The following is a 24,475-nucleotide window of genomic DNA, read 5'->3' as shown; positions in this document are numbered from 1 at the left end:
ACCTCCACATATGGTGAATCACAAAATCCGGCCCGTGGAAATCCCATCGATTCAGATTTCAAGGATGACGCTTTAGCGTTTGGCGCAAGGACCGGTGCGCCGTGAAGGCGCACCCTACGGGGCTCCGCGCCTGGAAAACCGTAGCGGCAGGTTGAAGACATAGGCCTGTTCCGTCAGCGCCTTGGGCGCGCGGGGCAAACGGGCGGTCTTGGCGGCGCGGAGGGCGGCGCGGTCGAGGCGGCTGTCGCCCGAACCTTGCAGCATCGAGACCGTCGTCAGCCGTCCGGATGGATGGACCGTAAGGCGCAGCACCACCGTTCCGGTGGCCTGTGTTCGGGCCGGGTAGCGCTGTTGGCGCGCCACGTGCTGGCGGATTTCAGCGCCCCATTGGGCTTGCGCCTGGCGGATTGCCGCGGCGGACGGGCCGGCGGCGGCCGCAGGTGCGGCTGTGTCGCGGGAAGCTGCCGGCGCCGGGCCCGCGCCTTTTGCGCGCTGGGCAGGCTGGGCCTGCGCGCTGGACCGAGACTTTTTCGGTGCAGCGGCCTGGCGCGCGGCGAAGGCCTCGTCTGGCCGCGGGGACGGACGTTCCGAGCGTGCCGGCGCGAGGCCGCTGGCAGCGCTGAACGGGTTGAGCGACGGGGCGGCATCCTTTGCGGGGACGGATGGCGCGGCGGGGCGCGGGGCGTAGCGTTGGGCAGGACGGGTGCTGGGCGACACGGGCGTTGCGGTCACCTCTGGCGGCGGTGCGGTGAGCGGTGCGGGCGCTCGGGAGGGCAGGTTGGCCGGAGCGGGCAGGCGCAGGTCGAGCTGAGGCGGTGCGTCGCCCTGGGTTGCGCGGGGCATAGCGGCCGGGCGCGCGGTGCGGACCGGGCGCGCGTCGTTTTGCCGGGCGGGCGATCGAGGCGAGGCGGTCTCGGTTGGCGGAGCGGTGAGTATGGCAGGCGCACGGGAGGGCAGGTTGGCCGGAGCAGGCAGGCGCGGATCGAGTTGTGGCGGCGCGTCGCCCGGGCTTGCGGGCGGCATCGGGGCTGGGCGGGCTGCGCGCAAGGTCGGGTCGTCCGGCTGCGGCGCGGGCGGGGTTGCGCCGGGGGCGGGGGCGACCGGCGTGGGGGCCGTGGCCTCGGGCGGCGGCCTGTCCCACGACTGCGCCAAAGCCGCGAGCGCCCCCGTCGCGGCCTGAAGCGTGATGTCGCCCGCGCCGCCATCGCCGCCGCCGGTTCCGCCCGCAGGGGGGATCGCCAACGTCAGAGCCGCCACGTGCAGCGCCCCCGCCAGCGTCATGAAGACGGCGATTTCGCCGACCCGCATCACGGCCGCACCGTCGCAAGCTGAATGTCTGCCGCGCCGAGCCGCCCCAGCTCGGCCAGCAGACGCGCCAGTTGGGCGGCCTCGAGCCGGGCGTCGGCCTCGATTGTCAGGGGCGCGTCGGCGGCGGCGGCGGCTAGCGCTTCGGTCCCGCGCAAGGGGCCGTAGGCGAGATCGCCGTCCCGGGACACGAAGAGGGGCACCGCCGTCAAAGCCTCGTCCCCCAAGGCGCGCGGCAAGGTCATGTCGAACGGCGCCTGCGGGGCGATCTGCGCCGTCATCAGGAAGAAGATCAACAGCAGGAACACCACGTTGATCATCGGCACCACCGGTTCGCGCATCCGGCGGCGCGGCGGGCTGGCGATCAGGGGAAGGCGGCGGCTCAGCATCGGGTCACTCCAGCACCGCGAGCGTGGTCAGCCCGGCGGCGCGCAGCCCGGCCAGCACGCCGGTCAGCCGCTCGACATCCGCGCCGCCGCGCGGGCGGATCACGACGATGTCGCCCGGACCCGCCATCAGGGGCGCAAGCGCTGCGGGCAGGTCCTCGACCGCTATGCCGTTCAGCAGAACCGCCTCGGGCAGCACGGTCACCAGCCGGGGCGGGCCCTCATAGGCACCGCCCGCGCCGGTCAGTTCCAGAGGCAGGCCCTCGGTCTGGCCGAAGCGGGCGGCGAGCATGAAGAAGACCAGCAGTAGGAAGACCACGTCGATCATCGGCGTCAGGCTGGGCCTGCGGCGACGTGGCGGAGGGGCGAAGCCCAGCATCAGTCCCGCCCTGCCGTAAAGACGCGGGTGGCCAGATCCTCCAGATCGTGGGCCAGACGGTCTGCGACGCTGTCGAACCAGCTCAGCGCCATCGAGGCCGGGATCGCCACGCCCATGCCGGCGGCGGTGGTCAAGAGCGCCTCCCATATGCCGCCTGCAAGCGCTGCGGGGTCGGCGCGCGAACCGCTGGCCTGGAGCGCCTGGAAGGCGTCGATCATGCCCAGAACGGTGCCCATGAGCCCTATCAGTGGCGCGATTGTGACGATGAGGTCGAGCGCCCTGAGCCCGCCGCGCGCCTCATGCAGGGCGGCGCGGGCGGCGCGGGCGGTTTCCTCGCGCGCTGTGGCCTCGTCCCGGGCGGTGCGTTCGGTCATGGCGACGCGCAGAACGCGGGCGCGCAGGCCCGTACGGCCCGAGAGCGCGGCGATCGCCTCGGCCCGCGCGCCGTCGGTCCAGCGGGTCACCGCCGCTTCGGCGGGGGCCGCGCGCCAGGCGCCCATGCGCCAGAGCCGCCAGACCTTCCACAGCACCAGCGCCAGGGTCGTGACCGACAGCGCCGCGATGGCCCAGAGCGCGGGGCCGCCACGGTCGAGCGTCTGGGCGATCTGGGTCAGCATGAGGGAACCTCCGATGCAGGGGCGGTGTCGGGGCGGAATGCGGCGGGCAGGGTCATGGCAGTACGTCCAGCGGCTGAAAGAGCGGGCCGTGCTCGGTCCGGTGGACCTTGGCCCGCAGGTGAAAGACCTGCGCCAGCCGGTCCTCGGTCAGCACCTCGGCGGGGGCGCCGTCGGCGACCTTGCGGCCCTGGTCGAGCAGGATCAGCCGGGTGCAGAACCGCGCCGCGAGGCTGAGGTCGTGCAGCGAGGTCAGCACACCGCGCCCCTCTTCCGCCAAAGCGCGGAAGGTTTGCAGCGTGGCGATCTGCGCCGCCGGATCAAGCCCGGCGATGGGCTCGTCGGCCAGCAGAAGGGCCGTATCCTGCGCCAGCGCCCGGGCGATCAGCACGCGGGCCTGCTCGCCGCCCGAAAGCTCGGTCGCGGCGCGGTGGCGGAACGCGCCCAGCCCCATGCGCGTTAGCGCGGCCTCGACGTGAAAGCGGTCTTCGGCGCGCAGCGCCGTGCCGCGCGGCAGATGCGGCAGGCGGCCCAGGGCGACCAGCGTCTCGACCTCGACGGGCCAGGCGATCTCGCGCTGCTGCGGCAGCCAGGCGGCCCGCGCGGCCCGGTCGCGGGCCGAAAGCCGGGCCAGATCGCTCTGACCCTCGTGCGGCAAAAGGCCAAGCGCCGCCCGCATCAGCGTCGTCTTGCCCGCGCCGTTCGGGCCGATCAGCCCAACGCATTCGCCGGGCTCCACCCTGAACGACACGCCGTCCACCACCGGGCATTCGCCGCGTCGCACGGTCAGGTTCTCGACGGTAAGGAGGGTCACAGGATCTCCCTCCGGGTCTTGTAGATGAGGTGCAGGAACAGCGGCGCGCCGATGATCGCCATGACGACGCCCAGCTTCAAATCGCGCTCGGGCAGGATCAGCCGCACCGCAAGGTCCGCCGCCAGCACCATTGCCGCCCCCCCCAGTGCCGAGGCCCAGAGCAGCCGGTCGGGCCGCGCCCCGCAGGCCCGGCGCAAGAGATGCGGCACCACCAGCCCGACGAACCCGACGGCCCCCGCCACAGCCGTCGCCGCGCCGACCGCCGCCGCCGTTCCGACCAGCAGCCGCAGCCGCAGCCCGCCCAGCGACACACCCATCGCCTGGGCCGCGTCCTCGCCCAGCGTCAGCGCGCTCAGCCCCCGCCCCAGCGTCGCCAGCAGCGCCCAGCCCAGGGCCATGACCGGCAGCGCCAGCGCCACATGCGCCATCGAGCGGTCGGCCACCGACCCCATCATCCAGAACACGATCTCAGAGGCGGCATAGGGGTTGGGCGACAGGTTCAGCAACAGCGAGGTCAGCGCCCCCGCCAGCGCCGACACCGCGATGCCCGCCAGGATCAGCGTCAGCGATGCGCCGCGCGGACCCGCCAGCACCAGAATCAGCCCGACCGCGCCGCAGGCAAAGACCAGCGCCATCAGCGGCAGCGCCAGCGCAAAGGCGGCCGCAAGGCCGGTCTGCAGCGCGATCACCGCGCCGAGGGCGGCCGCACCCGACACGCCGATCAGCCCCGGCTCGGCCAGCGGGTTGCGCAGATAGCCCTGCATCGCCGCGCCGGACAGGCCCAGCGATGCGCCCACCATCGCCGCGAGCAGGGCGCGCGGCAGGCGGATGTCCTGCATCACCATCTGATAGAGCGGGTCGCCTTTCCCCATGAGCCCGGCCAGCGCCGCGCCGGGCGCGATGGCGGCATGACCCACCACCAGCGAGGCCGCAAAAAGCGTCAGCACCAGCGCGCCCAGCCCCGCCGCCAAGGCCGCGCCGCTGCGAGGAGCGGCCGCAAGGGCGCGAGGAGCGGCCCGCGCGCTCATTCAGCCCACTCCAGCCGCAGCGCGCGCATCGCCGCCACCGCATCCAGCAGCGCCGGCGTCTCGCAGGTCCAGTCCGCGCCGCCCTCGACCACCCGCAGCTTGCCGCTCTCGCGCAGAACCGGGTGCTGCAAAAGCTCCGTGGCCCGCGCGTGCCCGCCATAAGGCCGCCCGATCAGCACCAGGTCGGGATCGGCCAGCACCAGCTCTTCCAGCGGCAGCGCGCCGCCGAAAGGCAGGCCGCGCTCGGCGGCGATGTTCTCCATCCCGGCGGCGGCCAGGATGTCGCCGGGCAGGGTGTCGCGCCCGGCGGTGTTTCCCAGCGCATAATAAAGCGCCACGCGCGGCGAGGGCCCTTCGCCCCGGCGCAGCTCGGCCAGCCGCGCGTCAAAAGCCTCGACGATCTGCCGCGCCCGCGCCTCGCGCTCCAGCAGCGCACCCATGCGCAGGATGTTGGCGCGCGCCTCTTCCAGCGTGTTCACCGGGGCGAAAATCTCGACCCCGAGCCCCAGCCGCTGCAGCATCTCGACCGTGGCGCGGGTGGTGTAGCTGCCCGCCAGCACCAGGTCGGGGTCCAGCAGCACCACCGCCTCTGCGCTGCCGTCGGTCACCGGCACCTCCGCCGCCGCCTCGGCCATGGCCGAGGAACGCGGATCGCGCGCCAGCGGCGTCACCGACACCAGCCGGTCGGGGGCCAGCAGCAGCGCCAGCTGATCGGTGCACAGGTTCAGCGACACCACCCGCTGCGGTGCCGCCATGGCCGCCGCGCCCGCAAAGAAGAGCGCGGCCACCAGCGATATGAACCTAGAAGGACGCACGGACCCCGAAATACGCAGCCCGCCCCGACTGGCCGTAGCCCGGAACGGTCTGGTAATCCTCGTCCAGCAGGTTCTCGAGGCGCAGATAGGCCTGCGCCTCGTCGGTCAGATCGTAGGTGAAGGTGGTGTTGATCAGGCCGTAATCCACCAGCCCGCCTTCGCGGTCGGCCTCGTAAAGCCCGGTCACCGTGACACCCGCGCGCTGGCCCAGATCCGCCGACAGCGACAGCGCCAGCGTGTGGCGCGGCACGGTCGTGGTCCAGCTCGAGCTGTCCAGCGTCACGTCGGCATCGCTTTCGGTCAGCGTATAGCTGCCGTCGAGCCGCACGCCCTGGCCCAGCGTCAGACCGCCCGCCAGCTCCAGCCCCTTGCGCGTCGCGGTGCCCGACCGCTGGGTATAGGCGAAGGTGGTGAAGCTGTAGTCGATGATGTCCTCGGCCTCGATATAAAAGGCGGTGGCGCGCAGATAGGCGTCCTCGCCCCAGCGCTTTTCGATCCCCAGATCGAAGGATTTCGAGGTCTCGGGCTCCAGGTCCGGATTGCCCGCGAAGGCCGCGAAAAGCTCGTAATTCGAGGGCGCGCGATACCCCGTCGCCGCATTGGCGCGCAGGATCAGGTCGGGCTGCACCCGCCACACGGCGCTGAGCCGTCCGGTGGTGTAGCCGCCGTATTCCGAATGGTCGTCGTGACGCAGCGCCAGGCTCAGGTCGATGTCGCCGGAGGGCGCGTAGGTCAGCTCGCCGAAGACCGAATTCACATCCGTCTCATGCTCTTGCGCCGACCCGTAGGGCCCGAATGAGCTGGCCCCGGCGATGTCGTCTTCGTAGCGTTCGACGGTGCGCTGCAGGCCCAGAACCGCGCGCGTACCGGCGTTCAGATCAAAGCCCGCCTGATAGCTCAGCTCGGTCCGCCGGCCGGTATACTGGAACTCGAACGGGTAGGGCGTTCCGATATAGGCGCCGTCGGCCACGCCGCTGAAGGTGTCCACGCTGGTGCCGCTCAGCACCCTGTCCGACACGAAGGCCGAGGCCGCCAGCGTGTGATCCACCGCGCCGGTGGTGAACGAAAGCGCCGCGCGCAGGCCGCGCTGGTCGCGCTCGGTCACATCGTCGGGCGTGCCGTCATAGACGTTGCCCGCGCTCGATTCGTCATAGTCGAATTCCGAGGTCTCGGTGAAGGCCGACACCTCCAGCGTGGCTGCGCCGATGTCGTAGCGGCCCGAAAAGCTCAGCCGCCGCGCCTCGAACCCGTCGGCCTCGCCGTTGGTGTCGTTGGGCGCGACCGTCCCGAGGTCGGGCGCATCGGTGTCGCCCGCCGAAAAGCCATCAGTGGCGAGATAGGACAGGGTGACGCTCGTCTCATAGCCCGCGCCGCGCGCCAGCGCGCTGACCGAGGCCCGGCGGGTGTTGAAGCTGCCCACTTCGAACAGCGTGTCGAAGGACACGCCGTCGCGCGCGGCCCGCTTGGTGGTGATGTTGATCGCACCCCCCAGCGCCTCGGACCCGTAGATCGCCGATTGCGCGCCGCGCAGGATCTCGATCCTGCTGATATCCGAGGTCAGCAGCGACCCGAAATCGAAGGCCACCTGGGTGCCCGAAGGGTCCGACACGTCGATCCCGTCCACGCGCACCGCGACGTTGTTCTGGCTGATGCCGCGCAGGCTCAGCCCGGTCACGGCGCCCACGGGGCCGGTGGCGCGCAGGGTGACGCCCGGCTGGCGGGCCAGGAAATCGACCACGCGCACCTCGCCGGTCTCTTCAAGGTCTTCTTCGGTGATCACATCCACCGACACGCCGGTCTGCAGCGTCGTGGTCTCTTCGAGCCCGGCAAAGACGGTGATGGCGTCGAGATCCATCGCCTCTTGTCCAAAGGCGGGCAGGGCGGTTAGCGCAATAGCGGAAACCGAGGTGAGAAAACGGGTCATTGCGATCCTTTCCAGATCGTGGGCACGGGCCGTGCCCGGGGTCTTTGATCTTGTCTTTGGAAAGGCTCGGCCCCTCCGCCAACGGTGAGTTGATGTCACCACGCCGGAGAACCGTCACCGTCCGCGCGCCCCGCGCGTCGGTAGGGTGATCGCTTCGGCAGGTCTCCTGACTTGCGGGTCGCTGCGTGACACGGGCCTTCCCGGGGAATCCCCAGTGGCATGTACCGGTCACGCTCGCCGCCTACAGTTGCGGGGGCAGTCGCGGCTTTCCCGAAACGGGGGACCGCGTTCCCTATTATCCAGGGCTCTCACCCAGGACCGAAGCAATACCGGTCCTACGCCCGCGCGCAGAGTCGCGCAAGCCCGCATTGCGACGCTCGCCGATTTGGCGACGACATGGCGCAGCGGATGGCCCCTTCAGGCCAGGTAGGTGCGTTCGTCCAGAGGGGTCTTTCGGATCGCGCGCATCAGATCGCCGACGAACTTGTCCTCGGCGCGGTTCATGTGCTTGCGCGGGTTCACGATCAGGAAGATGTCGACCGCCGGGGGCGCCTCGTAGGGCGGCAGCCGCCAGAGCAGCCCGCGCTCGACGTCGTTCTGCACCACATGCACCGGGAAGGCGCCGATCCCCATGCCGCACATGACCATGCGCCGCACCTCTTCCAATTGCGAGGACCGCCCGGTCACCTCGCGCGTCAGCCCCCAGTCGTTGCGCAGGATCACGATCTGGCGCAGGGCGTTGTCGATCTCTTCGGTGTCGAAGGCCACGAAGGGGTGATCGCGCAGATCGTCCATCTTCAGGCCCTCGCGGCCGAAGAGGGGATTCGTGCGACCGCAGAAAAAGCCAAAGAATTCGCGGTACATATGCATGTATTCCAGATCCGGAAGCTGGCGGTTGACCAGACAGATGCCGAGGCTGGCCTGGCGTTCGCGGACCTCCTGGATGACGTTGCCGCTGGTCTCGACCCGGATGCTGAAGCGCACCTTGGGATGATGCTGGGCGAAATGGGTCAGCTGGCGGTCGAGCAGCGGGGTGATGACATGGCTGGCCACCAGAATGCGCACGTCGCCCGAAAGCTCGTTCCGCGCCTGCCCCAGGCTGTCGGGCAGTTGCGACACGCCGTGAAAGAGCGCCCCCGCCTCGCTATAAAGCCTGCGCCCCGCCGAGGTCAGCCGAAACTCGCCCTTGCCGCGTTCCACAAGGCGGCAGTCGAGCTCGGTCTCGAGTCGTTTGAGCGCGAGGCTGACCGCGGGCTGGCCGCGCAGCAGCCGGTGGGCGGCGCGGGTGATGCTTTGTTCCTCGGCGATCACCAGGAAGGTGCGCAGCAGGTTCCAGTCGAGCTGGAAGGCGAACTTGTTGTCGGGATCGGTTATCATGATTTCAGTTAATGCAATTCATTCCTCGGATCAATTGGCTTAATTGCCTGGACGCGTGCAATAGTCCCGGCAAGGAGAGATTCTGTGTCAGACACCACCGCCGACCGACGCCCCTGGCTGCTTCTGACGCCCGCGCTGTTGTTCATCACGGTGCTGGTGGTGATCCCGATGGCGTTCATCCTGGTCTATTCGTTCTATGAGAACATCGACCTGGCGGTGGATGTGCCGGCCTTTCAGTTCGGCAATTGGCAAGAGCTGCTGACCGACGGGTATTACCACATGGCGATCTGGAAGACGCTGCGGCTGTCGGTGATCGTGACGGTGCTGGCGGCGGTGATGGGTTATATCCCGGCCTATGTGATCGCGATGACGAAGTACCGGCACAAGTGGCTGCTGCTGTTGCTGCTGATCCTGCCGTTCTGGGTCAGCTTCATCATCCGCACGCTCAGCTGGATCCACATCTTCGGCAATCAGGGCGCTCTGAACGGGCTGCTGACGTGGCTGGGGCTGATCGATATGCCGCTGTCGATGATGTATACCGAATTCACGGTGATCGTGGGGTTCATCCACGTCTTCCTGCCGTACATGATCCTCAACGTCTATGTCAGCCTCGAAGGCATCGACCCCAATCTGGAACCGGCCGCGCGCACGCTGGGCGCGACTCCCTGGCAGGCCTTCCGCGAGGTGACCTTGCCGCTTTCGCTGCCCGGGCTGGCGGCGGGGTCGCTGCTGGTCTTCGTGCTGACGGGCGGCAGCTATGTGACGCCGCTGATCCTTGGGGGGCCGGGCGATTTCATGTTCGGCAACCTGGTCTATGACGCCGTGGTGACCGAGCTGAACTGGCCCATGGGGGCGACGCTGTCGTTCACTCTCTTGGTGCTGCTGGGTTCGGTCGTGCTGATCTACAGCAAGTTCATGGGCATGGACCAGCTGTCCAAGGCCTTTGGGAGGTAGATCATGCGCGTCTGGTCGTTGCTGAAATTCTACACTCTGCTGGTCTACAGCTTCATGTTCGCGCCCATCGTCGTGGTGCTGATCCTGGCGTTCAACTCGTCGCAATTCGGCGGCTTCCCGATCGAGGGCTTTTCGCTGCGCTGGTTCTATGAACTGGCCGAGAACGAGGCGATCATCCGCGCGCTGCGCACCTCGATCGTGCTGGGATTCCTGACCGCCGTCATCGCCACGACGCTGGGGATCCTCGCGTCGCTGGCGCTGGTGCGCTACCAGTTCCGGGGCAAGAACTGGATCACCACCTTCCTGATCTCGCCGGTGCTGGTGCCCGAAACGGTGCTGGCGGTGGGGCTCTTGATCTTTCTGCGCTGGCTGCACATGCCGCGCAGCTTCGCGCTGCTCTTGATCGGCCATTCGATCATCGCGCTGCCCTTCGTCGTGCTGGTGGTGCAGGCCCGGCTGATCGGGATCCGCCGCGATTACGAAGAGGCGGCGATGTCGCTGGGCGCGAGCCCCGTGCAGACGTTTTTCCAGGTGACGCTGCCGCTTTTGATGCCGGCGGTCTTCGCGGGTGCGCTTTTCGCCTTTACGATTTCCTTCGACAACATCACCGCCACGATCTTTTGGCGGCCGTCGGGGATGGAGACCGTGCCGACCCAGATCTTCGGGATGCTGCGAAATTCCGTCAGCCCCGAGATCAACGCGCTGGGCTTTGTGATGATCTGCATCACGGTCGGTGTGCCGCTGCTGGCGGGGGCGCTGGCGCGGTATTTTTCACGCAAGAAAGTCTGAATGAACCACAACAGGGAGTACAGAACATGACCAGAAAAATGGATGACACCACCCGCTACGAGCGCCTGCGCGAGGCTGTGGGCAACGGCGACGTGGATCGCCGCACGTTCTTTGGCCTGCTGGGCGCGGCGGGGATTTATTCCGGCCTGTCAGGCGGGATCATGACGGCCATGGCCACCCAGGCCCGCGCCGCCGGCACCGAGCTGCATTTCGAAGGCTGGGGCGGCGTCGTGTCCGAGGCTTTGCGCGAGCACGCCTTCAACCCCTATGAGGCCGCGTCTGGCAACACCGTGGTCGACGCCACCTTCGGCGGCGAGAACGAGGTGCTGACCAAGGTCAAGGCCGCCGGCAACACCGATGGCCACAACATCCTGCACAGCTCTGGCGTCAGCTGGTACAAGCGCTGGGTCGACAGCGGCTATCACGTCAAGCTGAACGAGGCCAACATCCCCAATATGGCCAATGTCATGACCGCGATGATCGACCCGTTCCGCGCGATCACGCCTGACGGGCTGTCGGCGGTGCCCTACGATTACGGCACCACGGGGATCGCCTATAACACCAAATACGTGTCCGAGGAGAAGGCCAAGGAACTGGGCGCGAACCTGCTGCTGGATGCCGAGCTCAAGGGCAAGATCGGCGGCTGGGGCGGCGACTGGGCCAACCGCGCCTGGTACGGCGCGCTGCAATCGGGCCAGGACCCGAACAACATTCAGGATTGGGACGCCGTCTGGGACAAGGCCCGCGAACACCGCGACCTGGTGCTGAAATACTGGTCCTCTGGCGCGGAACTGATGGATCTGCTGGCCAAAGAGGAAATCTATGTCACCGAGGCCTGGTCGGGCCGGGTGGCGGCGCTTCAGGCGCAGGGCCATCCCATCGCCTACATGGATCCGCCCAACGGGCTGGCGTGGATGGAATCGATGTTCGTGCTCAAGGGCTCGCCGCTGGAGGCGGCAGAGGAGCTCTTGAACTTCATGCTGGCGCCCGAGACCGCGCTGGCGGTGGCCGCGGGGCAGAAATACCCCTCGTCGCTCGACCCGACCAAGGTCGACATGCCCGACGAGGTCAAGGGCCTGCCCGCCTTCGATCCGACCGGCAAGCTCGAAGGGCTGGTCTTCCGCGATCCCGAGGTGTGGAACCCGCAGGAAAAGGACCAGTCCAAGATGTGGAACCGCGTTCAGAAAGGCGCGTAACCCTCTGGGGCGAGGGGATTTTACCCCTCGCCCGCATCCCTTCTTTGCAGACAGGACAACCACATGGCAGGCGTCGAGCTGAAATCCATCCGCAAGACCTATGGCACGGTGACCGCCGTGCACGGCGCGGATGTCGTGTTCGAGGAAGGCTCGTTCACGACCCTTCTTGGGCCGTCGGGCTGCGGCAAGACGACGATCCTGCGCATGATCTCGGGGCTCGAGACGCCGACCAGCGGCGACATCCTGATCGGCGGCAAACGCATCAACGAGGTACCCATCCACAAGCGCAACCTCGGGCTGGTGTTCCAGAACTACGCGCTTTTCCCGCACCGCACGATCGGCGAAAACATCGCCTTCGGGCTGAAATACCGCAGCGTGTCCAAGGCGGACGCCGCGCGCAAGGTGTCCGAGGCGCTGGATATCGTGCGCCTGCCGGGGGTCGAGGACCGCTATCCCAGCCAGCTTTCGGGTGGCCAGCAACAGCGCATCGCGCTGGCGCGGGCCATCGTGATCGAACCCGATGTGCTGCTTCTGGACGAGCCGCTTTCGGCGCTCGACGCCAATCTGCGCGAGGAAATGCGCGTCGAGCTGAAGTCGATCCAGGACCGGATCGGCGTGACCTCGGTCTTCGTCACCCACGACCAGTCCGAGGCGCTGGCGATGTCCGACAAGATCATCGTCATGAGCGCGGGCCGGGTCGAACAGATCGGCGCGCCGGACGAGGTCTATAACCGGCCCGCGTCGGAATTCGTGGCCAATTTCCTTGGCGCGTCCAACCTGCTCGACGCGCGCGTCGTGGCGCGCGAGAACGGGCATGTGGTGTTGGAAACCGCCGAATTCGGCCGCACGCCGGTGCCCATGAGCCACGCCGCGACGCTGGGCGACCGCGACCGCGCCAAGCTGATGATCCGGGCCGAAAAGCTGACGCTGGCCCCCTCGGGCGGCGACGCGCCGCAGGCGGTGGTCGAGAATGTCGACTATCAGGGCCAGCTGGCGCGCTATTTCCTGCGCCTGGGCGACACGCCGATGCAGGCCATGAACATGATCGACGGCGCGCCTTTTGCGGCGGGTGAAACCGTGTCGCTGCGGTTGAACCCCGACGCCTGCGCGGCGCTGCCGCCCGCCGGGACCTGAGCCATGAGCCGCCTGTTCTATCAGTCCCGCCTGCCGCGCCCGCAACTGGCGCGCGCCGAGGGCATCTATATGTGGGACGTCCACGGCAAGCGTTATATCGACGGATCGAGCGGCGCGATGGTCAGCAACATCGGCCATTCCAACCCGCGCGTCCTGGCCGCCATGCAGCGCCAGATGGAAACCGCGACCTTCGGCTACCGGCTGCATTTCCAGACCGAAAGTTCCGAGGCGCTCGCCGAGCGCGCCGCAGCCTTGGCCCCCGAGGGGCTGGGGCGGGTGTTCTTTGTGTCGGGCGGGTCGGAGGCGACGGAAAGTGCGATGAAACTGGCGCGGCAATACGCGCTCGCCCGGGGCGAGGCGCAGCGCTACAAGGTGATCGCGCGCACGCCTTCTTATCACGGCGCGACGCTGGGCGCGCTGTCGGTCACGGGCTACGCGCCGATGACCGCGCCCTTCGATCCGATGATGCACGCCATGCCCAAGATCCCCGCGCCGCGCGCCTATCTCGACGGGCTCGACCCGGGCGATCCGGCCACGGGGCTGCATTACGCCCAGATGCTAGAGGACCGCATCCTCGAGGAAGGGCCCGCCACCGTGCTGGCCTTTATCGTGGAACCGATCGGCGGGGCCTCGACCGGCGCGCTGGTGCCGCCCGCGGGCTACATGCAGCGAATCCGCCAGATCTGCGACCGTTACGGCGTGCTGCTGATCCATGACGAGGTGATGACCGGCGGCGGGCGCACGGGCCGGTTTTTCGGCGCGGACCACTGGGAGGTCACGCCCGATCTGATCTGCCTCTCCAAAGGTTTCGGCGGCGGCTATGTGCCGCTGGGCGCGGTGATCGCGCGCGACGACATCGTCGAGGCGGTGCTGGATCAGGGCGGGTTCATCCACGGCCACACCTATGCCGGCAATCCGCTGGCCTGCGCCGCGGGTCTTGCGGTGCTGGACGAGATCGAGGCGCAGGACCTGACCGGCAACGCCGCGCGCATGGGCGCGGTGCTGAAAGACCGTCTGCGCGACCTGATGCAGAAATATCCCATCATCGGCGACGTGCGCGGCAAGGGGCTCTTGCTGGCGTTCGAGACGATGCAGGACCGCCAGACCAAGGCGCCTTTGCCCGCCGATCTCAAGGCCTTCGACCGGCTGGTCGAGATCGCCTATGAAAACGGTCTGATCATCTATTCGCGGCGCACGCGCGGGGGGCTTTCGGGCGATCACTTCCTGGTTTGCCCGCCGATGATCGTGACCGAGGACCAGATCGGCGAGATCGTCGATCTGCTGGACCGGTCGCTGACGCAGTTCATGGCGCAGATGCCCCATGGCGCGCTGAAATCGGCCTGAGGCGCGGAACCATGCCCACCACCATCATCACCTGCGCCATCACCGGGTCGATCCACACGCCGTCGATGTCGCCGCATCTGCCCTGGCGGCCCGAGGACATTGCCGCGCAATCGGTCGCCGCAGCCCAGGCAGGGGCCACGATCCTTCATCTTCACGCCCGCGACCCCAAAGACGGCCGCCCCTCGGCCAACCCTGATCATTTCGGCGCGTTCCTGCCGCAGATCGCTGCGGGCTGCGACGCGGTGATCAACCTCTCGACCGGGGGCAGTGCTGTCATGTCGCTGGACGACCGGCTGCGCGCGGCGCTGACGTTCCGGCCCGAGATGTGTTCGCTCAACATGGGCACGATGAATTTCGCGCTTTATCCCATGGCCGAAAAGCCGCGCGACTGGCGGTTCGGCTGGGAAGAGCCGTTCCTGCGCGGCACCGACGATCTGGTGTTCAAGAACACCCCCCGCGACATCGCGGGGATCCTGCAGCGGATGGGGCAGGAGCGCGGCGCGCGGTTCGAGTTCGAATGCTACGACATCGGCCATCTCTACATGCTGCGCCACTTCGTCGACCGCGGGCTGGTGCAGCCGCCCTATTTCATTCAGTTCGTATTCGGCGTTCTGGGCGGGATGGGGGCGGATCCGGACACGCTCGACCATCTGGTCGCGCTGGCGAGGAAGCTTTTCGGCGCGGATTTCATGTTCTCGGTGCTGGCGGCGGGGCGGCACCAGGTGCCGATGGCGCTTCATGCCGCGCGCATGGGCGGGCATGTGCGCGTCGGGCTCGAGGACAATCTGATGATCGCCAAGGGCCAGCTGGCCCAAAGCAACGCCGAGCAGGTGACCCAGATCGCGGGGATGCTGAAGGACATGGGCCACAAGATCGCCACCCCCCAAGAGGCCCGCGCGATGCTGGGGCTCAAGGGCGCGGACGAGACGGCGATCGCATGACCCGGATCGTCGCCGCCACGCCCCAGACCATGCCCCTGATCGAAGACGGCCTGCGCGCGCTGGCGCGCGATCTGGGCGATCCTTACGAGGCGGACCGCGACCGGCTGGAACGCGCGCTCTTTGCCCCTGCGCCGGCCTGTCAGGGCGTGCTGGCGCTGTCGGACGGGGCCGAGGCGCTGCGCGGCATCGCGGTCTTTTCGCCCTTCCTGTCGACGATGCGGGGGGCGGTGGGGATTTTTGTCTCGGACCTCTGGGTGGCGGGAGAGGCGCGCGGCGCGGGATTGGGGCCGAGGCTGCTGGCGGCGGCGGCGCGGCGGGGCCGGACGCTCTGGCAGGCCAGCCACCTGCGGCTTATCAGCTATGACGACAACCCGCGCGCCGGGGCCTTCTACGGCGCGATGGGGTTCACGCCGCATACCGGGGAAACCACGCTGCGCCTTGATGGCGCGGCGTTCGACGCACTTGCGAGGACCGAATGAAAGCCTTCTTCCACGACCGGCAATGGGTGCACGACCCAAAGCATTTCATGGCCAATGGCGCGCTCAAGCCCAATCCCGAACAGCCCGAGCGGATCGCGCGGCTGACGGCGGGGGCCGAGGCGGCGGGCTGCACCTTCGAGACGCCGCGCGATGCGGGCATGGGGCCGATCGCGGCGATCCACACGGCGGAGTATCTGACGTTTCTGGAAAACATCTACACCCGCTGGCGCCGGATCGAGGGCGCGGGCGAAGAGGTCATCCCCAACATCCACCCTGCCAACCGTACCGACAGCTATCCCAAGTCTGCGGTGGGCCAGGCGGGCTATCACCAGGCCGACACGGCCTGTCCCATCGCCAAGGGCACCTGGGAGGCCGCCTATTGGTCGGCCCAGACCGCCGTCGCCGGGGCCGAGAGCCTTTTGGACGGAACGCGGGCTGCCTATTCCCTGTCGCGCCCGCCGGGGCATCATGCCTTCGGCGATCTGGCGGGGGGCTTTTGTTTCCTCAACAACTCGGCCATCGCCGCGCAGCATCTGCTGGCCGCCGGGCACCGGCCGGCGATCCTCGATGTCGATGTGCACCACGGCAACGGCACGCAGGGCATCTTTTACGAACGCGGCGACGTGCTGACCGTGTCGCTGCACGCCCATCCCGAACGGTTCTATCCGTTCTTCTGGGGCCACGCGCAAGAGCGCGGCGCGGGCGCGGGGCTGGGGGCGAACCTCAACATCCCGCTGGCGCGCGGGACGGGGGATGACGATTTCCTCGTGGCGCTGGCGGTGGCGCATCAGCGGATCCGCGCCTTCGGCTGCACCGCGCTGGTGGTGGCGCTGGGGCTTGATGCCTTCATCGACGATCCGTTCAAGGGGCTGGCCATCACCACGCCCGGTTTCGCCCGCATCGGCGAGGCGATTGCCGGGCTGGGTCTGCCCACGCTCTTCGTGCAGGAGGGCGGCTATCTTTGCGACGCGCTGGGGGACAACCTGACCAGCGTTCTTTCCGGCTTTCAGAACGCGTGACGCGGGCATGATTCAGCGGGCGGATATCATCGTGATCGGCGGCGGCATCGCGGGCATGAGCGCGGCGGCCGAACTGGCCCGCGACGCGCAGGTGATCCTGCTCGAGGCCGAGGCGCAGCCGGGGTATCATTCGACCGGACGCTCTGCCGCGATCTTCATCCGGAACTACGGCAACGCCACGCTTAAGGCGCTGAACGCGCTGTCTTTTCCGGCTTTGTCCGGGGACCTGCTGGGCGAAAGCGTGCTGTCGCCGCGCGGCGAGCTGCTGCTGGCCCAGCCGGACGAGTTGGAGACGCTGGAGCATTACGTCGAAGACGCCAAAGGCGTGGACCGCCTGACGCCGGACGAGGCGCAGGCGCTGGTGCCGGTGCTGCGCAAAGAGATGATCGCCGGTGCGCTGATCGAGCGCGACGCGCAGGACATCGACGTGGACCGCCTGTTGCAGGGTAATGCGCGGCTTTTCCGGGATCGCGGCGGGCAGGTGCTGACCGGCCAGCGGGTGACCGGGCTTGCCCGGGCGGGCGGGGTCTGGCGCATCGAGACCGTCAAGGACGCCTTCGAGGCGCTGGTGATCGTCAACGCGGCGGGGGCCTGGGCCGACCGGATCGCGACGCTGGCGGGGGTGCGTCAGGTCGGGCTTCAGCCGATGCGCCGTTCGGCGGTGCTGATGGCGCTGCCGGCCGATATCCGGGGCCACAAGGCCTGGCCGCTTTTCGGATCGGTGGCCGAGAACTGGTACGCCAAGCCCGACAATGCCGGGCTGATGATCTCGCCCGCCGACGAGGACCCGGTCGATCCGCAGGACGCCTGGCCGGACGACATGGTGCTGGCCGAGGGGCTTTACCGCTTTGAGCAGATGGTCGACGTGCCCATTGTCCGGCCTTCGCATTCCTGGGCGGGCCTGCGCAGCTTTGTCGCCGACCGCACCCCGGTCGTGGGTTTTGCGCCCGAGGCCGAGGGCTTCTTCTGGCTGGCGGGGCAGGGCGGCTACGGGGTGCAGACCTCGCCCGCGCTGGCCGCGATCACGCGGGATCTGTGCTGTCACGCCGGGGCCGCCACCGACCCCGCGTTGGCGCGGGCGCTGTCGCCCGCGCGGCTGGTCTGACCACGCGACATTCCGCGCCCGGCGCGAAACCACTTGCGCGGGCGGCGCGTCTCTCTCTGCCGAACTCTTGAAAAGAGTATCGGCACGGCCCGCGACATGAGCCATGTCAAAGCGGCCCCTGAGGATCGCGACTAGAGAGCGGGTATGGAACCCAGGCCCCAAAGCGACATTGTCTTCCGGACCGAGGGCGTGACCAAGGTCTACGCCACCGGCGAGGTCAAGGTCTATGCCCTGGCCGGTGTCGATCTGGAGCTGCACGAGGGCGAGCTGACCGTGCTGCTTGGTCCCTCGGGCAGCGGCAAGTCCACCTTGCTGAACATCCTCGGCGGGCTCGATCACGCGACCGAGGGGCGGGTCTGGTTCAAGGGGATGGAGCTGACCGGCATGAACGACCGCGCGCTGACGCGGTTCCGGCGCGACCATGTGGGCTTTATCTTTCAGTTCTACAACCTCGTGGCCTCGCTGACGGCGCGCGAGAATGTGGCGCTGGTGACCGACATCGCGCCCGACCCCATGCGCCCCGAAGAGGCGCTGGACATCGTCGGGCTGGGCCACCGGCTGGATCACTTTCCGGCGCAGATGTCGGGCGGCGAGCAGCAGCGCGTCGCCATCGCCCGCGCCATCGCCAAACGGCCCGAGGTGCTGCTGTGCGACGAGCCCACCGGCGCGCTCGATTCCAAGACCGGGGTGCAGGTGCTCGAGGCGCTGGACCGCATCAACCGCGAGTTCGGCACCACGACGGCGGTGATCACCCACGCCGCGGCGATCCGCAAGATGGCGCATCGGGTGATCCGGTTCCAGGACGGCAGGATCGCGTCGGTCGAGGTCAACGAGACCCGCCTGCATCCGCATGAGATCGAGTGGTAAGCCCATGCGCGCGCTGGAAAAAAAGCTGCTGCGGGATTTTCTGAGGCTCTGGTCGCAGGGGCTGGCCATCGCGCTGGTGCTGGGCTGCGGCGTGTCGATCTTCATCATGTCCTTCGGCATGTTCCAGGCGCTGAACGACACCCGCGCCGCGTATTACGAGCGCAACCGATTTGCCGAGGTCTTTGCCGCCGTGCGCCGTGCGCCCAAGAGCCTCGTGCCCGAAATCGCCGCCATCGACGGGGTCTATGCGGTCGAGACGCGGGTGACCGGGACCGCGATCCTCGATCTGCCCGGGCGCGTCGAAAGCGGGGTGGGTCAGCTGATATCCTTGCCGTCGGCGGGCGCGCCGCGGGTGAACGTGCCTTTGCTGCGCTCGGGCCGTCTGCCCGACCCGCAATCCAGCGACGAGGTGCTGGTGAACGAACCTTTCGCCATCGCCAACGGCTATGTCCCGGGCGATGTGTTCCACGCCAATCTCAACGGGCAAAAGCGGCCGCTGACCATCACCGGCACGGCGCTTTCCCCCGAATTCATCTACACCATCGGGCCGGGCGACATCATGCCCGACAACCGCCGTTTTGGCATCCTGTGGATGCCGGAACCGGCGCTGGCGGCGGCCTTCGACATGGCGGGGGCGTTCAACGATCTGGGCCTGCTGCTGGAGCGCGAGGCCAACGCCGACGACGTCATCGACGCGGTGGACGATCTGCTGGATCCCTACGGCGCGCAGGGCGCTTACGACCGCGCGCAACAGCAATCCAACGCCTTCATCGACGGCGAGCTGACCCAGCTGAAATCCATGGCCTATGTGCTGCCGCCGATCTTCTTCGGGATCACGATCTTTCTGGTGAACATGGTCATCGGGCGGATCGTGTCGCTGGAACGCTCCGAGATCGGGCTGATGAAGGCCATTGGCTATTCCGATGTCGAGGTCTGCCTGCATTACCTTTATCTCGCGGGGCTGATCGCGCTGGTGGGCCTGGCGGCCGGGTTCGGTGTGGGAACATGGTTTTCGCATGGCCTGGCAAGGATTTACGCAGACTTCTTCAACTTCCCCTACCTGATTTTCTCGGTCTCGGCGGATGTCTATATCATCGCCGGGGCGCTGGGGCTGATCACCGCGGCGCTGGGGGCGGTGCAAAGCGCGCTCGGCGCCGCGCGGCTGCCGCCCGCCGTCGCCATGTCGCCGCCCGCGCCGCCGAACTATCGCAAGACGCTCGCCGACCGGGCGCTTGCGCTGCTGCGGCTGTCGCAGCCCACCGTCATGCTGGTGCGCAACATCCTGCGCTGGCCCTTCCGCGCGGCGCTGACCATGCTGGGGCTGGCGCTGGCGGTCGCGGTTCTGGTCGCCTCGGCCTTTTTCCAGGATTCGCTGGACGAGATCGTCGATACGGCCTTTTACAAATCCAACCGCCAGGACGCGATGCTGATGTTCACGCAAGAGGCCAACACCGCGGCCCTCGAAGAGATCCGCCGCCTGCCCGGGGTCCTTCAGGTCGAGGGGATGCAGGTATACCCCGCGATCCTGCGCAACGGGCATCTGCACAAGCATGTCGCCATCGAGGGCCGCCCGGCGGATGCGGACCTGTCGCGCATCGTTGCCGCCGACGGGCGCATCGTTCCGGCGCCCGAGGCGGGGGTGCTGTTGTCGAAACGGCTGGCCGCGCAGCTTGGCGTGGGTCCGGGCGATCCGGTCACGGCAGAGTTCCTCAGCGGCCGGCGCGAGACCCACGAGCTGCGCGTCGCGGGGATCGTGACCAGCTATATCGGGCTGGGCGCCTATATGGAGATTGGCGCGCTCGACCGGCTGATGCGCCGCGCGCCGACAATCGGCATGGCCAACGTGACCGTCGACCCCGCGCAGCACGACGCGTTTCACACGCGCGTCAAGGACATGCCGGGCCTCGCGGGGACGGTAATGATGGGCGACACGCTGGCCTCTTTCGAAGAGACCATCGAGGAAAACATCACCCTGTCGACGATCATCTACAACGCCATCGCCATTCTGATCACCGTGGGCGTGGCCTATAACAGCGCCCGGATCCAGCTGTCGGAACGCGCGCGCGATCTGTCGTCGCTGCGCATCCTCGGCTTCACCAAGGGTGAGGTCAGCTATATCCTGATAGGGGAAACCGCGCTTTTGGTGGTGCTGGCGCAGCCTTTGGGCTGGCTGCTGGGGGCGGGGCTGGCGGCGGCGATGGTGGCAGGGTTCGAGAGCGATCTCTACTCGATCCCGTTGGTGCTGAACCGCGATACCTTTGCCTCGGCCAGCTGCGTGGTGCTGGCGGCGGCGGCGGTGTCGGCGTTGCTGGTGCGGCGGCGGCTGGACAGTCTGAACCTGATCGAAGTCATGAAGACACGGGAGTGAGGCCATGAAAGCGAAACCCCTGATCATCGGCGGGCTGGCCGCGGCGGGCCTTGCGGCGCTTCTGGCCTGGGGCTTTCGTCCCGATCCGGTGCCTGTGGACCTGGCCGAGGTGACGCGGGGCGAAATGCTGCTGACGATCAACGCCGACGGCAAAACGCGCATCCGCGATGTCTATGAGGTCGCCTCGCCCATCGGCGGGCAGGCGCAGCGCTCGCCGGTATCGGTCGGCGACCGGGTGATCGCGGGCAAGACCGTCGTCGCCGTGGTGCAGCCGGTGGCGCCGACGCTGCTGGACGCGCGCAGCCGCGCCAGCGCCGAGGCGGCGGTGGCCGAGGCCGAGGCGGCGCTGCGCGTCGCCAAGAGCCGGGTGAACCAGGCCGAGGAAGAGCTGAATCACGCCGCCGCCGAATACGCCCGCACCGCCACGCTGGTGGATCGCGGAGTCGAAACCCGCGCGCGGCTCGAGGACGCCTCGGAGATGCGCGCGCTGAAAGAGGCCGCCGTCGAGGTCGCGCGATCCAGCCAGGCGATGGCCGAGGGCGCACTGGCGCGGGCGCGCGCGGCGCTGATCGGGCCCGACCCCGAGACCCCCGCCGACGCCGCCTGCTGCGTCGAGTTGCACGCGCCCACCGATGGGGTCGTGCTGTCGGTCGCCAGCATGTCGGAACGGCCCGTGGCCACGGGCGCACGGCTTTTGACCGTGGGGCGGCCAGACGACCTCGAGATCGTGGCGGATCTGCTGTCGGCGGATGCGGTGCGTCTTGCGCCGGGATCGCGGGCGATCGTGGAACGCTGGGGCGGGGACCACACGCTCGAGGCGGTGCTGCGCAAGATCGAGCCTTCGGCCCGCACCAAGGTGTCGGCCCTGGGGATCGAGGAACAACGCGTCGACGTGCTCTTCGATCTGCTCAGCGGACCCGAGATGCGCCCGGGCCTGGGCGACGGGTTCGCGGTTTTCCTGCGGATCGTGGAATGGCGCGGGCAGGATGTGATCCAGGCGCCGCTCTCGGCGCTTTTCCGGCATGACGGCGGCTGGCATGTCTTCCGCGCCGAAGAGGGCCTGGCCCGCCGCGTTCCCGTCGAGGTGGGCAGGCGCAACAGCCATGTCGCCCAGATCCTGTCGGGCCTGGCGCCCGGCGAGCGTGTCGTCACCCATCCCAGCGATCTGGTCGAGGACGGCGTGGACATCGTCGACCGCGCAGAGCTGGAGTAACACCGCCCGCCGCCGCCCGCCCTGCGACATGCAACATTTCGCCGCGTCTGCGAAGTCTTTCCACCTTGGCATGCGCAACACCCTTGAATACCCGTGTATTTCCACGTCGATCTCTCGCTAAACGCGAAGCACAAGGGTTGGGTATGGGCAATTGGGGTGGTGTCGTCGGAATCGTGGCCTCTGCCGGAGGGCTGGAGGCGATGTCGCTTCTGGCCCAGAACCTGCCCAAGAAATCGGGGGCGGTCTATGTGCTGGCCCAGCACATGTCGCCCACCCATAAAAGCCTGCTGGGGCAACTGATCGCGCGCGAGACCACTTTACCGGTGGTCGAGATCGAAAGCGGCGTCGTTCCCGAACCGGACACGATCTATTTCACGCCGCCCAATTCGAACGTGATCCTGAAGGACGGCGAATTGCGGCTGGTGGAACCCAGCGGGCATCCGGCAACGCCGAAACCCTCGGGCGATCTCTTGCTCAAGAGCATCGCCAGGGAATGCGGCGAGAAATGCGTGGCGATCATCCTGTCCGGAACCGGCAGCGACGGCAGCTACGGCGTTCAGGCCGTGCGCGAGGCGGGCGGCATCACCATCGCGCAGGACCCGGCCAGCGCGAAATACGACGGCATGCCCAGTTCGGCGATCGAGACCGGCTGCATCGACCTTACGCTGATTCCCGAACAGATCGGCCAGCATCTGGAAAACATCCTCAGCGCGCCGCGGGATTTCGGCGCGTTGCGTCAGATCAACATGAAGTCCAACCGGCTGGCGGATCTGCTGCAGATCGTCTTTGCCCGCACACGGGTCAATTTCCGCGACTACAAGGAAAGCACGATCAACCGCCGTATCGCGCGGCGCATGACCGCTCTGAGCATCGAGCGCTACGAGGATTACGTCGATTATTGCCGCAGCTCGCAGAACGAGGTCGATGCGCTCTTTCGCGATTTCCTGATCTCGGTCACCCGGTTCTTCCGCGATCCCGAACAATTCGAACAGCTGTTCGAAGAGATCCGCGAACTGGTCGAAAACAAGGAAGACGATCCGGTAAGGGTCTGGATTGCCGGTTGCGCCACCGGCGAAGAGGCCTATTCGATCGCCATCCTGCTGGCCGAGGCGATGGGCGGGCTGGCGGAGCTGCGCAAGAGCCGGGTGCAGATCTTTGCGACCGATATCGACGCCCGCGCGCTCGGGATCGCGCGCATCGGCAGCTATCCGGCCACCGCGGCCAACGACATCCCGCATGCCTACCTGTCGAAATACTTTACCCTTGATGGCGACCGTATCGAGGTGAAGCCGGAACTGCGGTCGGTCATGTTGTTCTCGCAGCATAACATCTTTCAGGATCCGCCGTTCCTGAACCTCGATCTGGCCAGCATCCGCAACGTGCTGATCTACTTCAACCCGGGCCTGCAGGAAAAGGTTCTCAGCCGTCTCCACTATGCGCTGGCGGCAGACGGCGTCTTGTTTCTGGGCACGTCCGAAACCGTTGGCGTTGTGGATGTGCTGTTCGAAGGCCGGTCGCGGGGCGACAAGATATTTGGCAAGCGCAGCCTGTCGCGCCGGATCGCCGGGGATTTCGAGCCGATGACCACCGAGCTGACGATGCCCCCGCGCGCGCAGACGAGCGACGCCGCCAAGGTTCTGGCGCAAAAAGACGGCTTCCGGCAGTTCGAGGCGTTGCTCAGGGCCGTCGCCCCGCAGGGCTTCATCGCGACGCGCGGCGGCGAGATCGTGCGCGTGGTGGGGGACATCACCGAATTCGCCGCCCTGTCGGAAACGTCCAGCCTCAAGCTGAACGTGCGGCTCTTGCGCCGCGAGCTGGGCGAGGACGCGCAGAACCTTATCGCGGTCTCCAGCCGCAGCAAGCAAAAGCGCACCGGCCAGTGGGTGCCGTTCGCGCGCGGGTCCGAAGCGATCGAGGTGCGGCTGCACTGCTATCCGTTCAAGTCCGATGGGTCGTCCGAGGAAACCTTTCTGCTGGCCTTCGAGAGCCGCGAGCCGCAGCATCTGTCCGAACGGGATGTGGACGAGATGTCCGACGCCGAGCGGACGGACTACATCCGCAAGGTCGAACGCGAAATGGCCTCGACCAAGGACACGCTGCAGCAGACGGTCGAAGAGCTTCAGACCTCGAACGAAGAGCTGCAATCGCTCAACGAAGAGCTGCAATCCACCAACGAGGAACTGCAGGCAACCAACGAAGAGCTCGAAACCTCGAACGAAGAGCTGCAATCCACCAACGAGGAACTGATCACCGTCAATGAGGAGATGCAGATCAATTCCGCCGAGCTGCACAAGGTCTCTACCGAGCTGAGCGCCACCTTCGCCTATGCGCCGTTTCCCATGCTGATGGCGTTGTTGCAAAAGTCTGTCGGCGAAGGATTCACTTCGTGAATCCATGCCGTTAGACGCGTTGTATGAACAAGCC

22 protein-coding genes and 1 riboswitch are annotated in these 24,475 nt (G+C 67.7%); of the genes, 13 read left to right on the top strand and 9 right to left on the bottom strand.

The window, feature by feature from the left end; translation table 11 throughout:
• Positions 1–114 precede the first annotated feature (114 nt).
• From RXV88_RS20755 to RXV88_RS20715, 9 genes are all read right to left on the bottom strand, one after another.
• A complete protein-coding gene (locus RXV88_RS20755) occupies positions 115–1,308 on the bottom strand; it encodes a TonB family protein (protein WP_316295410.1) in 1,194 nt (397 codons plus the stop codon).
• Entirely contained in the window at positions 1,308–1,694 is a 387-nt protein-coding gene (locus RXV88_RS20750; RefSeq protein ID WP_316295409.1) for a biopolymer transporter ExbD, read from the bottom strand. The genes RXV88_RS20755 and RXV88_RS20750 overlap by 1 nt, the downstream gene beginning before the upstream one ends.
• Positions 1,695–1,698: 4 nt before the next feature.
• On the bottom strand, positions 1,699–2,070 hold the full coding sequence (locus RXV88_RS20745) for a biopolymer transporter ExbD (protein ID WP_316295408.1): 372 nt from the start codon (positions 2,068–2,070) through the stop codon (positions 1,699–1,701).
• Complete coding sequence (locus RXV88_RS20740; protein ID WP_316295407.1) at positions 2,070–2,687, bottom strand: MotA/TolQ/ExbB proton channel family protein; 618 nt, start codon at positions 2,685–2,687, stop codon at positions 2,070–2,072. Before RXV88_RS20740 ends, RXV88_RS20745 begins: the two co-directional genes overlap by 1 nt.
• A gap of 52 nt (positions 2,688–2,739) precedes the next feature.
• Positions 2,740–3,498: an ABC transporter ATP-binding protein gene (locus RXV88_RS20735; protein WP_316295406.1), complete on the bottom strand. Its 759-nt coding sequence runs from the start codon at positions 3,496–3,498 to the stop codon at positions 2,740–2,742.
• Positions 3,495–4,526, bottom strand: coding sequence for an iron ABC transporter permease (locus RXV88_RS20730; protein ID WP_316295405.1), 1,032 nt, complete (start codon positions 4,524–4,526; stop codon positions 3,495–3,497). The genes RXV88_RS20735 and RXV88_RS20730 overlap by 4 nt, the downstream gene beginning before the upstream one ends.
• On the bottom strand, positions 4,523–5,341 hold the full coding sequence (locus RXV88_RS20725) for an ABC transporter substrate-binding protein (protein WP_316295404.1): 819 nt from the start codon (positions 5,339–5,341) through the stop codon (positions 4,523–4,525). Before RXV88_RS20725 ends, RXV88_RS20730 begins: the two co-directional genes overlap by 4 nt.
• Complete coding sequence (locus RXV88_RS20720) at positions 5,328–7,265, bottom strand: TonB-dependent receptor plug domain-containing protein (RefSeq protein WP_316295403.1); 1,938 nt, start codon at positions 7,263–7,265, stop codon at positions 5,328–5,330. The genes RXV88_RS20725 and RXV88_RS20720 overlap by 14 nt, the downstream gene beginning before the upstream one ends.
• Before the next feature lie 138 nt (positions 7,266–7,403).
• A riboswitch (cobalamin riboswitch) is annotated at positions 7,404–7,603 on the bottom strand.
• 79 nt (positions 7,604–7,682) lie between these two features.
• Positions 7,683–8,642 carry a LysR family transcriptional regulator gene (locus RXV88_RS20715; protein ID WP_316295402.1) on the bottom strand — a complete coding sequence of 320 codons (960 nt, stop codon included), beginning with the start codon at positions 8,640–8,642 and terminating at the stop codon, positions 7,683–7,685.
• Positions 8,643–8,726: 84 nt separating this feature from the next.
• Here RXV88_RS20715 and RXV88_RS20710 point away from each other — a divergent pair, with 84 nt between their 5' ends.
• The 13 genes from RXV88_RS20710 to RXV88_RS20650 all read left to right on the top strand — a co-directional run bounded on the left by RXV88_RS20710 (position 8,727) and on the right by RXV88_RS20650 (position 24,441).
• A complete protein-coding gene (locus RXV88_RS20710; RefSeq protein WP_316295401.1) occupies positions 8,727–9,596 on the top strand; it encodes an ABC transporter permease in 870 nt (289 codons plus the stop codon).
• Between the two features lie 3 nt (positions 9,597–9,599).
• On the top strand, positions 9,600–10,385 hold the full coding sequence (locus RXV88_RS20705; protein WP_316295400.1) for an ABC transporter permease: 786 nt from the start codon (positions 9,600–9,602) through the stop codon (positions 10,383–10,385).
• A gap of 26 nt (positions 10,386–10,411) precedes the next feature.
• Positions 10,412–11,581: a PotD/PotF family extracellular solute-binding protein gene (locus RXV88_RS20700; RefSeq protein ID WP_316295399.1), complete on the top strand. Its 1,170-nt coding sequence runs from the start codon at positions 10,412–10,414 to the stop codon at positions 11,579–11,581.
• Positions 11,582–11,644: 63 nt separating this feature from the next.
• Positions 11,645–12,715: an ABC transporter ATP-binding protein gene (locus RXV88_RS20695; protein WP_316295398.1), complete on the top strand. Its 1,071-nt coding sequence runs from the start codon at positions 11,645–11,647 to the stop codon at positions 12,713–12,715.
• A 3-nt stretch (positions 12,716–12,718) separates the two neighbouring features.
• On the top strand, positions 12,719–14,059 hold the full coding sequence (locus tag RXV88_RS20690; RefSeq protein WP_316295397.1) for an aspartate aminotransferase family protein: 1,341 nt from the start codon (positions 12,719–12,721) through the stop codon (positions 14,057–14,059).
• Between the two features lie 11 nt (positions 14,060–14,070).
• On the top strand, positions 14,071–15,000 hold the full coding sequence (locus tag RXV88_RS20685; protein ID WP_316295396.1) for a 3-keto-5-aminohexanoate cleavage protein: 930 nt from the start codon (positions 14,071–14,073) through the stop codon (positions 14,998–15,000).
• Positions 14,997–15,479 (top strand): GNAT family N-acetyltransferase, encoded by a 483-nt coding sequence (locus RXV88_RS20680; protein ID WP_316295395.1) that lies wholly within the window; start codon positions 14,997–14,999, stop codon positions 15,477–15,479. The genes RXV88_RS20685 and RXV88_RS20680 overlap by 4 nt, the downstream gene beginning before the upstream one ends.
• On the top strand, positions 15,476–16,498 hold the full coding sequence (locus tag RXV88_RS20675) for a histone deacetylase family protein (RefSeq protein ID WP_316295394.1): 1,023 nt from the start codon (positions 15,476–15,478) through the stop codon (positions 16,496–16,498). Before RXV88_RS20680 ends, RXV88_RS20675 begins: the two co-directional genes overlap by 4 nt.
• Before the next feature lie 7 nt (positions 16,499–16,505).
• Positions 16,506–17,603: an FAD-dependent oxidoreductase gene (locus RXV88_RS20670; RefSeq protein WP_316295393.1), complete on the top strand. Its 1,098-nt coding sequence runs from the start codon at positions 16,506–16,508 to the stop codon at positions 17,601–17,603.
• 144 nt (positions 17,604–17,747) lie between these two features.
• Entirely contained in the window at positions 17,748–18,470 is a 723-nt protein-coding gene (locus RXV88_RS20665) for an ABC transporter ATP-binding protein (protein WP_316295392.1), read from the top strand.
• Between the two features lie 4 nt (positions 18,471–18,474).
• Positions 18,475–20,838, top strand: coding sequence for an ABC transporter permease (locus RXV88_RS20660; RefSeq protein WP_316295391.1), 2,364 nt, complete (start codon positions 18,475–18,477; stop codon positions 20,836–20,838).
• Positions 20,839–20,842: 4 nt separating this feature from the next.
• Positions 20,843–22,051, top strand: a complete 1,209-nt coding sequence (locus RXV88_RS20655) for an efflux RND transporter periplasmic adaptor subunit (protein ID WP_316295390.1) — start codon at positions 20,843–20,845, stop codon at positions 22,049–22,051.
• Between the two features lie 143 nt (positions 22,052–22,194).
• Entirely contained in the window at positions 22,195–24,441 is a 2,247-nt protein-coding gene (locus RXV88_RS20650) for a chemotaxis protein CheB (protein ID WP_316295389.1), read from the top strand.
• The last annotated feature ends 34 nt before the right edge of the window (positions 24,442–24,475 follow it).

Origin of the sequence: Aestuariicoccus sp. MJ-SS9, from assembly GCF_032586235.1 — a bacterium.
GTDB lineage: Bacteria > Pseudomonadota > Alphaproteobacteria > Rhodobacterales > Rhodobacteraceae > Aestuariicoccus.
This window is presented reverse-complemented; position numbering and strand designations above follow the sequence as displayed.